This is a genomic window from Shewanella sp. Shew256 (assembly GCF_002196695.1).
In the GTDB taxonomy this organism is placed as follows: domain Bacteria; phylum Pseudomonadota; class Gammaproteobacteria; order Enterobacterales; family Shewanellaceae; genus Shewanella; species Shewanella mangrovisoli.
Genome location: NZ_NAJR01000021.1, coordinates 42,308 through 56,151, shown reverse-complemented (window position 1 = coordinate 56,151; position 13,844 = coordinate 42,308). Strand labels below are relative to the sequence as shown.

At 44.8% G+C, this 13,844-nt stretch carries 15 protein-coding genes and 1 pseudogene; 10 read left to right on the top strand and 6 right to left on the bottom strand.

Translation table 11 applies throughout. The annotated features are described in order from the left end of the window. Positions 1 to 140: 140 nt before the first annotated feature. Positions 141 to 302: a hypothetical protein gene (locus tag B5P39_RS24800; protein WP_176400023.1), complete on the bottom strand. Its 162-nt coding sequence runs from the start codon at positions 300 to 302 to the stop codon at positions 141 to 143. Positions 303 to 545: 243 nt separating this feature from the next. Next, on the bottom strand, positions 546 to 1,325 hold the full coding sequence (locus B5P39_RS22705) for a hypothetical protein (RefSeq protein WP_088213021.1): 780 nt from the start codon (positions 1,323 to 1,325) through the stop codon (positions 546 to 548). Between the two features lie 748 nt (positions 1,326 to 2,073). Between B5P39_RS22705 and B5P39_RS22700 the strand changes: the two genes are divergently transcribed. From B5P39_RS22700 to B5P39_RS22660, 8 genes and pseudogenes are all read left to right on the top strand, one after another. Further along, positions 2,074 to 3,795: a DUF4942 domain-containing protein gene (locus B5P39_RS22700; RefSeq protein WP_254915848.1), complete on the top strand. Its 1,722-nt coding sequence runs from the start codon at positions 2,074 to 2,076 to the stop codon at positions 3,793 to 3,795. A 97-nt stretch (positions 3,796 to 3,892) separates the two neighbouring features. Next, on the top strand, positions 3,893 to 4,270 hold the full coding sequence (locus tag B5P39_RS22695; RefSeq protein ID WP_231137070.1) for a hypothetical protein: 378 nt from the start codon (positions 3,893 to 3,895) through the stop codon (positions 4,268 to 4,270). Beyond that, positions 4,270 to 4,686, top strand: a complete 417-nt coding sequence (locus B5P39_RS24795; protein WP_011918399.1) for a DUF6884 domain-containing protein — start codon at positions 4,270 to 4,272, stop codon at positions 4,684 to 4,686. Before B5P39_RS22695 ends, B5P39_RS24795 begins: the two co-directional genes overlap by 1 nt. Before the next feature lie 503 nt (positions 4,687 to 5,189). Beyond that, a complete protein-coding gene (locus B5P39_RS22680; RefSeq protein WP_088213019.1) occupies positions 5,190 to 5,867 on the top strand; it encodes a hypothetical protein in 678 nt (225 codons plus the stop codon). 76 nt (positions 5,868 to 5,943) lie between these two features. Continuing rightward, positions 5,944 to 6,528 carry a hypothetical protein gene (locus tag B5P39_RS22675; RefSeq protein ID WP_088213018.1) on the top strand — a complete coding sequence of 195 codons (585 nt, stop codon included), beginning with the start codon at positions 5,944 to 5,946 and terminating at the stop codon, positions 6,526 to 6,528. Further along, the gene (locus B5P39_RS22670) at positions 6,506 to 7,621 is read left to right on the top strand and encodes a tyrosine-type recombinase/integrase (RefSeq protein ID WP_254915847.1); all 1,116 of its coding nucleotides are present in this window, start codon (positions 6,506 to 6,508) and stop codon (positions 7,619 to 7,621) included. The genes B5P39_RS22675 and B5P39_RS22670 overlap by 23 nt, the downstream gene beginning before the upstream one ends. An 87-nt stretch (positions 7,622 to 7,708) precedes the next feature. Then, complete coding sequence (locus B5P39_RS22665) at positions 7,709 to 8,089, top strand: DUF2511 domain-containing protein (protein WP_088213017.1); 381 nt, start codon at positions 7,709 to 7,711, stop codon at positions 8,087 to 8,089. Next, a pseudogene (locus tag B5P39_RS22660) lies at positions 8,065 to 8,483 on the top strand (SPFH domain-containing protein); the annotation flags it as partial. The gene B5P39_RS22665 and the pseudogene B5P39_RS22660, both read left to right, overlap by 25 nt. Positions 8,484 to 8,770: 287 nt before the next feature. Here the strand turns inward: B5P39_RS22660 and B5P39_RS22655 are convergent. Continuing rightward, positions 8,771 to 9,304 (bottom strand): carboxymuconolactone decarboxylase family protein, encoded by a 534-nt coding sequence (locus B5P39_RS22655; protein WP_061517360.1) that lies wholly within the window; start codon positions 9,302 to 9,304, stop codon positions 8,771 to 8,773. A gap of 121 nt (positions 9,305 to 9,425) precedes the next feature. Between B5P39_RS22655 and B5P39_RS22650 the strand changes: the two genes are divergently transcribed. Both B5P39_RS22650 and B5P39_RS22645 read left to right on the top strand, forming a co-directional pair. After that, the gene (locus tag B5P39_RS22650) at positions 9,426 to 10,271 is read left to right on the top strand and encodes an AraC family transcriptional regulator (RefSeq protein WP_088213016.1); all 846 of its coding nucleotides are present in this window, start codon (positions 9,426 to 9,428) and stop codon (positions 10,269 to 10,271) included. A gap of 302 nt (positions 10,272 to 10,573) precedes the next feature. Further along, positions 10,574 to 11,479 carry a DUF7828 domain-containing protein gene (locus B5P39_RS22645; protein ID WP_088213015.1) on the top strand — a complete coding sequence of 302 codons (906 nt, stop codon included), beginning with the start codon at positions 10,574 to 10,576 and terminating at the stop codon, positions 11,477 to 11,479. 173 nt (positions 11,480 to 11,652) lie between these two features. Here B5P39_RS22645 and B5P39_RS22640 read toward each other — a convergent pair whose 3' ends face one another. From B5P39_RS22640 to B5P39_RS22630, 3 genes are all read right to left on the bottom strand, one after another. Continuing rightward, positions 11,653 to 12,063, bottom strand: a complete 411-nt coding sequence (locus B5P39_RS22640; protein WP_088213014.1) for a hypothetical protein — start codon at positions 12,061 to 12,063, stop codon at positions 11,653 to 11,655. Between the two features lie 29 nt (positions 12,064 to 12,092). Next, positions 12,093 to 12,695, bottom strand: coding sequence for a DUF2913 family protein (locus tag B5P39_RS22635; RefSeq protein ID WP_088213013.1), 603 nt, complete (start codon positions 12,693 to 12,695; stop codon positions 12,093 to 12,095). A gap of 94 nt (positions 12,696 to 12,789) precedes the next feature. Further along, on the bottom strand, positions 12,790 to 13,662 hold the full coding sequence (locus B5P39_RS22630) for a DNA replication terminus site-binding protein (protein ID WP_088213012.1): 873 nt from the start codon (positions 13,660 to 13,662) through the stop codon (positions 12,790 to 12,792). Positions 13,663 to 13,844 lie beyond the last annotated feature (182 nt).

Genomic DNA, 13,844 nt, shown 5'->3' with positions numbered 1-13,844 from the left:
AATCAGTGCCTTAGAGGCCAGCATCAAGCTGTTTAATCGTTTTAGGTGAAGTTCTGGGCAGTATTGGTGTAAAGAATGTTGTAGGATATTGGCTTCGCGCATCTTGTTGTCCAAGTGTAGTTTTTGGAGAAACCATTTGATCATGCAACAAGATGCGCTTCCACCCTAATTTGATGATTTATTTGTAAATCATCAGGGGATTCTTCAGAACTTAATGTAGGTAGCTCACCTAGCCCTATGATCAGCATCGTGATAAGAGCACCTAGCAACATCAAAAGTGTATCTTCTATAAATTTTTTCATAATTTTTCTCGTACTCAGCTTCGTATGATAATTTTCAACCAATTTTGCAGTTGGTTAAATTGCACTATTGACGCTTCAAACAAATGCAAACCCTAAACGTTTACAATTCTCTATGAATGTTGTCCAGAAAAGTCAAGATCCTCCTTATTTGGGACTAGAAATTTAAATCGGTCATCAAAATCATCCCCATCTCCATTAATATACATTGCTGTCATACTTTGCCAAGGTGATACGAATTTCGACTCAAACCCAATCTATCTCTAAATAATGTGGTAAGCATAAATTATCAATATCAACACCTAATTCACGGAAAAGATTTTGGAACGGTTCTACTCCGATACTATTTGTGCTGAAATTCGAAAAATCTTTGAACGCATAATTTTCAAATCGCTCTAACAACTCTATATCTCGAATACGTTTTTCGCGTGAGTGTAATACCCACTCAACCATTAAATCGAAATGTTCTTCATTATATAGAGCAGCAATATCAGACCATCTTATCGCTGATATTCTCCCAGACTCAATAAGATCACTAAGTAGGCAGCAAATCATGTAAATTCTATTTTTTGCTTTGTTATTATAGGCTTGGTCGCTTGCTAGATAAATGAAAAGATATGATAAACCGTCACATAAGTCATATTTATTTCGAAAGCGTAAATACTCAACATGTTCTACGCCTTTCAATAGTGAAATAAGCGTAGGGCGCCATTCTAAATCATTTGTATACCAAGGCTTCGACATTTGTTCTATGGCGTATAACATGCTAGAAGTTAAATTTGGAATATGCTGTGATATAACTTTGAATGCTCTTTGATTGTTATAATTCCAATCATTTTCAACCAGCATTCTAGCTCTAAAATCGTTCTGACCAAGCAAATAATTTAGGGTGTTATTATTATCAAACCCAAGAATTTGTGCGTAAATATCAGCAGCAACTCTGCCGCTAACAATTTTTTCTCCGACAGTATAATTAATTGCTTGAGAAAGAAATTTTCTGCGTACTTTTAATATATTTTGATGCATGAATACATACTCCATAATAATTGGATTTAACTGACGCGCCACTCACGTCAGTCAATGCATGTATGCATGATTAGACGTTATTTAACACTACAGCTTTTGTCCGCGTGGCATGGAAATGGTTGCTGAATCCCAGTGCTAAGATGCCAAAATAAATAGTTACGGTCAATAGTTCTTGACGATGTTCCTTATAATTAAGCATTTTTCTGTTCCGTCACTGATTTATTACTTTTTTATTAGATTCGTCTTTTCAATACAGCTAAAAGACAATAAGCGCTCTCTGTTTCATGATGTGGGATCTGAAGCTCAGCAATCGATTCCAGTACACCCGCGGAGTCAATGCTTGCCCCTGCCCGTCTGTTTTTACTCGCGTCCGATAATTACAGTTATCGGACACGAGCACCCACCAGCCGAAAACCATATTAGTGTGATGTCATTATACTAAACAATGCTGAAGGGTTTGTGTGGCGTTGGTGCCATGATGCATTAGTGTGGTGTCACTATATCAAACTGGGTGGGATGGATGATTTTGCGCTCGTTTTGCCGAGTATAACCCCATTTGACTCGGACCTTGTATGTTTGTCAGGCGTTAACCGTGATTTTTCATGATTGATTAGTGCGTGGGACACACTAAACCATAAATATTTAGTATGGTGACACTATATTAATGTCAAAATTTGCGTGATTTTTAAAGCGTGAGATAGTTTGAACATCGAAACTTAAGAGGGTGTTCCAAATGTCTCATTCCGTCATGTTAGCCGAACAAGGTGAGTTAAACTTTTCAACCGCACAACGTGTAAGACACTTGAAGGCGGAAGAGCAGGATTTTGAGTGGTATCCTTCGGCAGCATTTATCATTGATGTAGTTCGACGCGACTTGGTTGAGTCTAAGTTCTTAGAGTCTTACAACAGAGAGTCATCCTTGCTTGATATTGGCGCCGGAGATGGCCGAGTTTTAAGCGCCCTTAACATGCCACTTGAAGATCGTCGCGGCGAAATGAGCCCACCATTTTACAACCTGTACGCCATTGAAAAGAGCCTAGTCCATTGCAGCCAGCTCGATAAAAAAGTGCTGGTTATTGGCACTGACTTTAATCAACAAACCCTTGTTGATAAGCCAGTTGGCGTCATTTTCTGTAACCCTCCTTATTCTGCCTTTGAGCAATGGGCAACCCGCGTCATCACTGAGGCTAATGCCGAGGTGTGCTATCTGGTATTGCCACAGCGTTGGTCTGGCAGTCGAGATATTGAAAACGCGATTAAAGTACGTGAAGCCGAAGCTGAGGTCATTGGCACATTCGATTTCCAAAATGATTGTGATCGCGAAACCCGTCATTCAGTGCCGGTTGACATTATTCGGGTGAATTTAGGGTATAAAAACCATCGTCAATGCAAGGTAGACCCCTTCAAAGCGTTCTTTGACGCTAACTTTGACCTAGATTTGGCTGAAAGTGATTACACAGCAAAATTTCAAGGGCCGTCTGACTCCACTAAGGAAAAGCTCAATGAATTGGTGCCAGGTGGTGACATGGTTAAGGCTATGCAATCGCTTTACGATCACCAGATGGCCAAGCTAATGGGTACTTATTCCGCACTCGCTGAAATTGACCCTGATTTACTGAGAGAACTGGAAGTATCTAAATCTTCGGTTCTGGAAAGTCTCAAGCTCAAAATCAAGAGCCTCAAGAGTCTATTTTGGAAGGAATTATTCTCTAAATTTGATGCGCTGACTTCTCGCCTGACATCATCTAATCGCAAAGCGTTACTAGAGCTATTGGAGCGTCATGTAAGCGTCGATTTCACTGCCGAAAACGCCTATGCGATAGCTCAATGGGCAATAAAACATGCTGATGCTCTTCAAGATGATCAGTTCAAGGATTTCTACCTATCTATGTGCCAAGCGGCAAACGTGGTGAATTATGTTTCGAACCAACGCACCTTCAAATACGACGGATGGCGATATCGTGAGCTGGTCAAGAATGGTCACATCTCCCATTTCAAATTGGACTACCGCTGTGTAATGGAAAATGTAGGCGGCATCGTTAATGGTTACGACTATAACAGCTATTACAACCAATGCGGTCTGTCTTGTCGTGCAATCGAATTTATCACTGATTTGGTCACCATCGCTGGTAATCTTGGTTTCGATACACGCGGCACACCAAAGGCTTATGAGTTCAAATGGGCCAGCAACAAAGCCCACGACTTTAGATACATACAATCTAACGGCTCTAGCGAGGTACTGTTCTCAGTTCGTGCGTTCCTTAACGGTAACCTGCATATTAAGATGAACCCTAAGTTGGCGCTCAAGTTAAATGTAGTGGCTGGTAAGTTGTTTGGCTGGGTTCGTAGCGCAGAAGAAGCGGCGGCTGAAATGGAGGTTCCAGCATCTCATGTCGTGGAAGTTACTGAAATGTTTGGCCATTCGTTATCGTTAACGCATAACTATCAAAACCTTTTGATGGCTGCTTAATCCCTCCCATTCAGACGGCGCAAAGTTCAATTTTTGCGCCGTTTTGCATTTGTGAGATCCTTTACTCAGATAAGAAATTCAGTTGTTAGAGGTGACAATGTTTGCTGCATATTTGGTTATAGGTGTGTTTGTGTTCGTCGCTGGCCTAATTGTTTTGCTCAACAAAGGTAACCCATTACCAGCGGCAATTCCTCGTGCAGCACCGCTTAATATCATCCCAAGTACGATCCCATGTGTGGCTATTCAATACCAAGATGGATGTGATGATGTTGATGATGATACGGCTGGTTTTAATCGTAGAACGGGCGCTTACCATGATTATCTTATCAATCCAGCTACAGGGTTGCTTACACTGAACGGCGCTTTGGATGTGGCAGGTAATCCTTTAGGAGCTGACTTGACTCATTCAGGCATCTATAGCGGTCACGACATTGACCATGACTTTGGTATGAATCATTTTGGGAGTGATTTTTAATGGAATTATTGGGGACTACTCAAGCGGTTGCAGGCCAATTCTATGCGTTACAGCAAGAGCTGGTTTCGTTGAAGCCGACGCTAATTTTGCCCTGTAGTGAGAAGAAGCTGCCCCACAGCGCCCTCGCTTTTGATTTGTACCAAGGCACGGGGTATCTGAGCATCGTGAAGCAATGGTCACAGGTAGAGTTATCGCAGGTGTTCAACCTATTTTTCCTAAGTGCCAAGTATGGATTGATCCACGCTTCCGAACTGATAGAGCCTTACGAACAGGTTATGACTGATGAACGGGTATCAATGTTAGGCGCTAACAAAGTTCTAGTTAGCAAAGCCCAGCGCCATATCCAATCCATGAACTACGATGCCCTCTATACCTCATGCTACCAAAACGGTATCAAAAGGCCTTTTCTGAGTTAGCTGGTCAAGCAGCTGGCAGATTTAGCCAAATCGTCCCAGCTACAGGCGGGATATTAAGTCAGCGTGGCCAGTTAAAGAGGCTTCTCGTAAATGAAATTGATTTAGCTAGGCAGCGCTCAAGATTGCTCCAAACGGTTGTGAGGACGTTTACCGATTCTCCCCCAATGCAAGAACTGCATCATGTCGTTAGCGTTGGGGATTGGGTGCGCCCTAGGCTTGCTGGTGCGTGTCAGGATGCCACATTTGCCGAGCCATGCGAGATTGCGTTTATAGAGTGCTCACCCTCCGGCTGCGTCGCTTTCTGGGATACAAACGGCAAGCAATGGAGCAGGTATAGCATTAGCGCGGGGATTAAACGGTTTGGCCTTAGCGGTGAAGCAATGCCCGTTACGGCATGATTGAAGCAAGGTTGTAATATTAAAATCCTGTAGAATTTACTCAAAATTTGCCAGAAATTGAACCTATGCAATGATGATCTTACATTAATAACTGAGAGAAATAAGATGCAAATTAGCCCTAGTATTTACCTTGACCAAGCGACCAGTTTGTTAGCTCCCCTGCCGTTCCTAGAGGACAACGGCGACGCGGATAGCTACTATCAGGAATACAGCTTTTACGTCGATACGCCTAACCCGCTGGTTAAACTGGAACTCGCAGTCATGGTCAATGCCGAGGTGCTGACCGATAGCGACCATGCCCCCATCGTGTTCACCTACGGCATTAACCTTGGCCAAGGTAACGGTATTGAGGATGGTGCCAATTTCTACGTCGAGGACATCGAGGCTATCAAGTCTGGCGACTTCGAACCAATTAACTCGGTTGAATTAGCTCTTCTTCAAGGGGCCATCCCTATGCTGGATAAGATTGTTAGTGCCTTGCAAAGCAATCCACTGGTCTGGAAGGTGGTGAGCCTACAGCTATCAAAAATCGTCTCTGGCATCATCACCCGCCCATCAAGCCCGAATGAACCAGATTTTTTGACAGGGGCACTTGTTGAATGTGATCTCCAAATTCAGGACTTAGATGGCACACAAATAACTATAGTACCTGCGCCGCAAGGAGGATGGACTCATGACAGCCTTGAAGCGCTGGACTGTGATGCATTGGCAGGTGGTCAAGCATGGAATGCGTATCTACTTTACGGTGTATTACCTCAATGGGTTGGCAGCTCAGAAATCTAATGAAACTTGTTTGATTTATTTAGTGCGTGTCTCTATACTAAATTCAATATCATTAGTGTAGGGACACCATACTAAAATGAATGACACTACCGCCCCACTCAAATCCGACTCTTTAGGCCCAGCTTGGACGTATCACGCCCTCCCCTCTGATGCCAGTTCGCGACCCAAAGGACGCACATTAAGACTGTTAGCGGCAGATGAAGCGGCGAGTCCACAGGTTCGTGACTTGCTCACGCGCATGATCGCTAACACACTCAACCAGATTGAGAAGACCCAGTGGTTTACTTCGCAGTTCTTAAATGGCACTCCGACCCTCACTGTGACATTCCGTCAGTTAATGCGAGAAACCGAACCCACCAAATCCAAGCCGTTACCACAGGAAACCGCGCTGCATTCATTGAATGTCTGTCTTAATTCCATTTTCTCGGATTCAGGTTGGAAGCTGGTACGTCGGCGCATCTCTCAAATCGAGCGGCTTCAAAAAACGACTCGACCTGTGATCAGCAAGACCCAATACGACAAGCTAGTTCTTTTCAAGGATACGATTGGCGCCAAATCCGTGGATGCTGCGATTGATGAATTACTGAGTTTTTACAAGGACGAACACCCCGCTTTTTCAGCAGACAGGGAGGCATTAGGTGAGCTTATTAACCACGAATAATCACAGCGTTGCACTGTCCTACGGCGAACCTCCGTCAACGCTTAACGATTCGTTAAAAGACAGCTATCAGCGCTCTACTGACGAGCTACAGGCGCTATTGTCAAAGCCTCTGGCTCAGTTAACCGATGCAGACAAGCTCCGCATTCGGGAGATTACTCAGGCAAAACTCAAGCACTTTCTTGATAATGGCCACCGTACCCGCAGGGCTAATACATGGCGAGCACTAATGAGCCGGTGGGCTAAGTTTGAAAGTTGGTGTCTTACAAATAACCTAACCCCGTTGCCTGCGACCCCCGAGGTAGTGGCCACATTTATTGAGTACCACCAGGCGTCGTCGTACACCACCTTATCTCAATATGCTTGGGCGATTAACAGTTTCCATGTGGAGTGTGGTTTGTTGTCCCCTGTGAGCAGTAAGACCGTGCAAGACAAGCAGAATGAAATCAGAATAGTAAAGCTCGAGTCAGGCGGTTTAGCGCAAGAGCAGGCAACGCCTTTTAGACTTCATCACCTGCAGATGCTCATAGAATCGTATGGCGAGAGTGAGAGGTTATTAGACAAGCGCAATTTGGCGTTGCTGAACATCGCCTATGAATCGTTGCTTCGTGAATCCGAGCTGCTTCGGATCAAAGTAGGCCATCTCAAGTCCACCTTTGAAGGCGATTATGTGTTGTCAGTGCCTTACACCAAAACCAATGACTCGGGTGAAGAAGAGGTTGTGAACATTACGCCGCTAGGCTTCAAATTGATTCAGCGGTACATCCAAGGTGCTGGGCTGACTAAGGAAGACTACTTGTTTCAGCCGATTGGCCGGAGCAATAAAGTCTCGGTTCAAGCCAAGCCGATGAACACCCGTACAGTGGACCGAGTATTTCTGTGGGCATTCGAGAGCTTAGCAATCGACCTTCATTCTGCTTGGTCTGGGCATAGTGCCAGGATTGGCGCCGCACAGGACTTACTTGCCGCAGGCTATTCGATAGCCCAAATCCAAGAGAACGGCCGTTGGAAAAGCCCAATGATGGTATTGCGGTACGGCAAAGACATTAAGGCAAAGGAAAGTGCGATGGCCAAGATGTTGGCAGAAAGACGGTAGTCTGATTCTACCTGCATTTCTATATGAACCTGACAATTATTGACTTAATATTAGTAAGTTAAACAATTTAAAACAGGGAAGTGAACTGTGAAGAAAGCGATTATTATCTCACTACTTGCATTGAGCCCAACTTTAAACGCTAAAGAAATTCATCAAAGTAGTTATGGGGAAAGTTGGCCGTTTACTGTCGAAAGCGGAGAACTTGGCTGCTACGAACAGGCCGTGTTTTTTATCGCAAATGATAAAGAATATGCGGTAAACGGTGTTGCCCAAAGCAAGGGTTATGATGCTATTGAGCCAATTTGGAAAGAGGATAGTTCTTTATTGGAATACCAAAAGGCAATAGCTAAAAAGGAAAATAAAACTCTTCGACAAGTTCAGGATGAAATGGGTGTATCCCGCGTTAATATCGGACCGATCCTTCAAGAAGGCTTAAAACTTAAAACATCACGCCGCCCGAGACAGTGAAAAACGCCATGGAAATGCAAGTGCCGAGCGCGAGCGCCGTGCATTGCTGGCAAAGAGTGAGGGTGATAAGCAGAGTAAGATCAATCGCTCCGAAGGTATTAAAGCGGAAACCGTTAACCGCTCTGAAGGTGAAATGCAGCGCCGTATCAATGAGGCCGAAGGTAAAGCGGAGGAGATTTTAACCCTGTCGCGAGCCACTGCGGAATCGATTGAGCGTTTAGCTGCGGTGATTGCGGCGCCAGGCGGCCACAACGCACTGCGGATGCAGCTCGGTGAGCAGTACTTTAAGCAGCTCGATGGTTTAAGCCAAAAGTCTAGCCGTGTGGTGCTGCCCGGTAATATGGTCGATTTCGATTACTGGATGAATAGCATAGGCTTAAAAGAGAAAGCTTAAGAATCCTAACTGAGCGAGTACTCAACTTAAGTGAATGAACTTAAGTGCAAATAAACTTAAGGCCAAATAGTGATATTTGGCCTTATTTTTGGGTGTTTCATGGGGTTGAGAGTAACGACTGGTTAATAAAGCGCAGCACTTTAACTGGTGTGCCTAAAACATTTCCCAAATGGATTAACTCCTGATTTTGAAGGGGTGTAACCAAAAATTGAAAGCTGTTTTTATCAGTCACATACAATGAAAAAGAGCACCACTTGGGTGCTCTCTAATTTTCAAACCAACTCAGCTTAGAGCTGCACATTCACTTTTGGGAAGTCGATGTCGGTATCAGCCACATGGTTGGCGTAGTTAGTGAAAGTATTGGCACTCACTTGTGCTAATACTTCAAATACTAAACCTTCATCAACGCCATGTGTACGTGCGTCAGACAGCTGTTCATCGGTGATCACGCCACGTTGTTTTACTAGGATTACGGCCAGCTTCACCAAAGCATTGTCTAGTGTATTTTCTGCCGTTCCCTGACGCGCAGTAATGATTTGCTCATCAGAAAGACCTGCGCCGCGGCTAATCATGGTATGAGCAGACAGGCAATATTGGCATTCGTTAGCCTGACCAACCGCCAGAGCAATCAGTTCACGTTGTTTAGCAGACAAACGACCTTGGTTTAGCGCTTCGCTGAATGCTAGGTAAGCATTCAGTACCGTTGATGAATGCGCGACAGTCGCATACAGATTCGGCACCATGCCAATTTTTTGTTTAATGGCATTAAGGGTTGCTGCAGCTTCACCTTGTGGGTTTGATACTGGAGTAATACGGCTCATGATAAGCTCCTTTATGTTTGTGATTTATGTGTTTCAGTGAATTTACGCTGTGCATATTGACACAATGGAAAATACGAATTATCACTAAATATCCACAAATACACACAATACGTCTTATCTTATGGATGCACTATCAAGCTTAATTCAACATGCGGCGCCGAAAGCCAGCCTATTTATCTCGGGCAATCTTTGCCAAAGTGCAGAGAGTGAGGAGCACGCGAATGGTGGGCAGCTCCACTTATTACGCCGGGGTGAATTGGGGCTACATCAAACCGGCAGCGCAGTACAAACTATCAGTGAACCCACACTCATCGTTTACCCTCGCGGTCGCCATCATAGACTTCAGCCTCTGCATTTCAGCGGTTGTGATTTGGTCTGTGCTCGCTTAACTTTTCGAGATTCTCCACTATTTCGTGCGTTACCTGACGCCTTAATCATTCCCTTAACCAAGCTTGAAGGGCTGGCACCAACCATCAACTTACTTTTTGATGAAGCCTTTTCCCAGCGCTATGCCCATAATGCCGTTGTCGCCAGTTTGTTGGATTTACTCTTGCTGCTACTTTTGCGTCATATGGTCGAACACAATTTGTGTGAGTCGGGCTTACTTGCGGCCATGACGGATCCCAAACTCGCCAAAGCTATCGAGGCTATCCATGCTAGCCCAGATACGCCGTGGACCATTGCAGAATTAGCCAAGCTCGCAGGAATGTCGAGGGCGCAGTTTGCCGCTCGCTTTCATCAAGTGATAGGTCAGCCACCGCTAGGCTACGTGACTGAGTCACGTTTATTACTTGCACAGCAGCTATTGTTGGCGGGTCAGCCAGTTAAATTCATTGCGTTAGAAGTGGGATACAGCGGTGGCGTTGCTTTTTCTCGTGCTTTTGAGCGTCAGTTTGGTTTGACGCCGACACGCTGGTTACAACAACAGAAAAGCATGGGGACGGAGGCAATTGAACCAACAAAGTAACCTCATGTTCTCAGTGAAACTCTCGGATTTCTAGGGATGGAGTGTTAGTTGTTGAACTTATTCTGCAATGTAGATATCCCTAACCATTCAGGCGCTAACAACCGTTTTACCCGTTAGATATTTATAAAGAGTGGGGACTATTATGCGCAGTTTGCAATGCTGTTAGGTTAGGCTCGATGGAGCGCTCCAAAAACCGAGAAACGCATTTTTCAAATAACGTTTAACAGGACAGCGTCCTAAGGTCTTGGTGTCATAGTTCATATCTGTATGTCGGAAGAAGTTATTTGTAAGTAGCTTACCTTATGAATCTAATCCCCTTCGGCCTTCGTAGTGATGGCGTGTATATAGATGCAGAGGACGCAACGCGGGGTAAATCCTGTGATTGTACTTGCCCATCATGCGGTATTGCCTTAATCGCACGGCAGGGTGACGTTAATGCGTCCCACTTTGCCCATGACTCCAAAGGTGCGAGTAAGGAAGATATAGAAGCTTGCAAATACTCGTTTTATGTCTCAGTACGCTACATGCTGAAGCAGCTGCTACAGGGGACAGGCTTGTTAATGATGCCACCTCTCGAGATTGACCATCACGGCCAAACGCACGTCATTACCAAAAGTTTGCCAATCACGGTGGAGCCCATGGACATAACGCCTGATAGTTATGAGCAGGATATTATGTTTGACTTAATCTTTACGGTCTCAGGTCGCAAGCTATGCCTATACATTAGCCATCCTGGTCGCCCAGCGCCGATATATAACAACCTATCAAGAGATCAGCACACGGCGGTACTAGGGCTTGATTTGATTCCTTTCTCAAAGATATTTAATGAGTTTTACAAACTAAAATCAGCTCAAACACTACTGCGCGAATGGCTTGAAACGTCCATTAAGGGCAAGCATTGGATTTACAATCCCTGGCGCAATGCGTGGTTTGAGCATCAACAGGCTAAGGCTCCAGCTGTTCAGGAGCAGCAACAGCAACAAGTTCTGGAACAAACCAAGACCACCCGTGATCGGATTAAAGAGCAGATTGCCCAAATGGACAGGTTGAACGTAGTCGCTATATATCGCTGCGTTTTTTGTCAGTTGGACTTTGAAGGCAGTGCGTTAATCAACTACTGCCCCAAGTGTAATGACCATCTAAGTGTGAAAAGAAAATCGGAGATTGCGGCTCAAACTCCACCTAAAGGCAAGTATCGGTATCGATGACTCTATGATTTATTCAAGTAACGTCAACTTATAGCCAAGCGGTGTAAACCAATGCCTACGGCCCGTGTCTAAATTGCGAACAAAATACCAATCTTCCGACTTAAGGTGTTCTGGTAGGGACTCAATGAGTTACGTCCAATGCTGTACATGGAAAGACGATATCACGCGCTATATTAATTGTGAATGTCTTCCGGCATTGCTTTGTTGAGGATATACAAGAAAATCGCCGCCGAAGTGCAGGTGATAACTACGGTTCCAATGCCATAAATAAATAACGAAATTAACGTGCTACCAAGAAACACGTTCTGAATAACCATAGCCGGAAATGTATTGGTATTATCCATTTTAGTTGTGACCAGTAATGTGGCAAGCGCCAGAAAAGCAGGGGTGTGAAACTCAACAAGCCCTTTATTACTTAGCATATACAACCCAGCCGCCATAAAAGCGATAGCGGCGCCTGACCGGAGTAAAGGTATTGCGTGATTATGTCGATAAGGGAATATCATCCACAACGCCCAAAAGAAGCCTAAGCCGGATAAGTTGCGTACAACATCATGTAAGGTGAGAGAGGATAATTGAATCATAGCGAGATTACCTTTCAGCTATTTTTGCACTATTGAGCATCCATCCAATGAGCGCTATCGATGATAAAAATGTCTGCAGTGTTGTTAGTTAAAACCACACATTCAATCAATTGATAATCTGAGTTAAACACCTTCTTAAGTGCAATTAAATTGTCCTCTGAAGTGTAGCGATAGTTAATCATCATCGGAGCTATTTGTTGGCCATCTTCATTGAAGCAATTCTCAATCTGCACTCGGTTAAAACGTATCTCGCAGGCATTGTGATCCACTGTCACAGGTTGTTCACTGGTGCTGAATTGGATTGGCTCTTTGATAGCATCAATCGCAGTGACCAACCATTCAGCCAGCGCAATCATCCTGTCGTATTTGACGCTGGAGCTGTTGATAACCGATAACATTTGATTAATGCAGGCTTCCATGTCCTGCCCTTGGCGCCCAAGTAGGATGACACGCTTAACATGACTCTTAATTTCACGGCAGGCCTTGTCATCGACAAATGGCTTTAACCGTTTAATCAAAATCTCATTGCGGCGCTGAACTGGCACAAATCGGCCTGATTCTGCGCAGGTGAGATAGAGGTGCATCTGAGCAGAGCGAAACACTGTCTTAAGCTGCTCTTCGTAACTGTTCATCTTTTTAAACCTTTCAAATTAAATTGCTTTAGGCACTGTATTACGTCATGAAAATTACGCAAAAATTGAGGAGTTCACGCTCCGTTTGCGGTCTTTAATTCCTTGCTTCATAGCTGGAGCCATTAAAGGAGCCCAGTGGCGTAGCTGCTTGCTTATCGGCACGAGTACCGCGCTTAACTGAAGCATCAAACGTAGTGAGCGGCTTGATCTCCAACGGCTCACTTTGCAATACGATAAGCGGCATCGTAGCGGTAACCGTTTTCACCTTCCCGTTAATCATGAGATTGGCCACGGGCTGCGGCTGAATATCCCGACGCGCCCGAATCATCGCTTCGGGGGTGTTCAAGATGTTCTGCTTTAACAGCAATAGCTGACTTGGGCATTCATCGCCAAGGCGCTGAATATCCGCGTTCAGTTGCTCAAGCAATTTGTCTTTATCGACCTTCGACACCACATCCTTGCATAACCAGCTGAGCCGCGCCGAGGTCATGGGTTCGTCAAAGCATCGGATTTGGCGATAGAGATGTAACGCCATGACACCAGGGCAAACCTCTCGTAGTTTCTCAAATCTGTCTGCACGGGCGCTGTACTTGGTGGTGATTTCCTTCTCGATGGCCGCTTTTGCCAAGTTAATCCGGGCAATGACATCCATAACTTTGTTAGTGACTAACGGCGATGTGGAGTACCAAAGCACCCCAGGCGTCCTACGAGCTGAGCGCTGCGAGTAATCAGGATGAATGTGTAAATCACCATAAGCGAGTTTGGCTTTCGTTACTGCTGCAAGCCCCAGTGTTTCGCGTACCGAAATCACCGTCACCGGCTCGCGAACTTTCTCAGCCGATTTCATTACGGGTGGTACAGGTGTCACGCTGGCACGGACAGGGGTATTCGAATCAAGCAGGTGATTGAGCTCCTGCAATGAGGATTGGATCACTTCATAGCTATCCGATATGATACACAAAGCCATCACCTTAAAGTATTTCTGTTGTTGTCTTACTGTAATCTCTTTTAGTCCATCATGCAATGTTGTTGACTAACAAAGATAGGTGTACACCCCCACCCTCTGAGTACCTGGATAGATAGTTACTCGTGCATATCGAGTGGTGATGGCCATATTCAAGAAAATGAAAGAGATATTTTAGATAAGCC

Bases quoted from the DNA above. Each gene is read 5' to 3' on its own strand.
- B5P39_RS24795 (WP_011918399.1), top strand. From the start codon at position 4,270: ATGGAATTATTGGGGACTACTCAAGCGGTTGCAGGCCAATTCTATGCG.
- B5P39_RS24800 (WP_176400023.1), bottom strand. From the start codon at position 302: ATGAAAAAATTTATAGAAGATACACTTTTGATGTTGCTAGGTGCTCTT.
- B5P39_RS22680 (WP_088213019.1), top strand. From the start codon at position 5,190: ATGCAAATTAGCCCTAGTATTTACCTTGACCAAGCGACCAGTTTGTTA.
- B5P39_RS22635 (WP_088213013.1), bottom strand. From the start codon at position 12,695: ATGAACAGTTACGAAGAGCAGCTTAAGACAGTGTTTCGCTCTGCTCAG.
- B5P39_RS22645 (WP_088213015.1), top strand. From the start codon at position 10,574: ATGAATCTAATCCCCTTCGGCCTTCGTAGTGATGGCGTGTATATAGAT.
- B5P39_RS22655 (WP_061517360.1), bottom strand. From the start codon at position 9,304: ATGAGCCGTATTACTCCAGTATCAAACCCACAAGGTGAAGCTGCAGCA.
- B5P39_RS22705 (WP_088213021.1), bottom strand. From the start codon at position 1,325: ATGCATCAAAATATATTAAAAGTACGCAGAAAATTTCTTTCTCAAGCA.
- B5P39_RS22630 (WP_088213012.1), bottom strand. From the start codon at position 13,662: ATGGCTTTGTGTATCATATCGGATAGCTATGAAGTGATCCAATCCTCA.
- B5P39_RS22640 (WP_088213014.1), bottom strand. From the start codon at position 12,063: ATGATTCAATTATCCTCTCTCACCTTACATGATGTTGTACGCAACTTA.
- B5P39_RS22650 (WP_088213016.1), top strand. From the start codon at position 9,426: ATGGATGCACTATCAAGCTTAATTCAACATGCGGCGCCGAAAGCCAGC.
- B5P39_RS22700 (WP_254915848.1), top strand. From the start codon at position 2,074: ATGTTAGCCGAACAAGGTGAGTTAAACTTTTCAACCGCACAACGTGTA.
- B5P39_RS22695 (WP_231137070.1), top strand. From the start codon at position 3,893: ATGTTTGCTGCATATTTGGTTATAGGTGTGTTTGTGTTCGTCGCTGGC.
- B5P39_RS22675 (WP_088213018.1), top strand. From the start codon at position 5,944: ATGAATGACACTACCGCCCCACTCAAATCCGACTCTTTAGGCCCAGCT.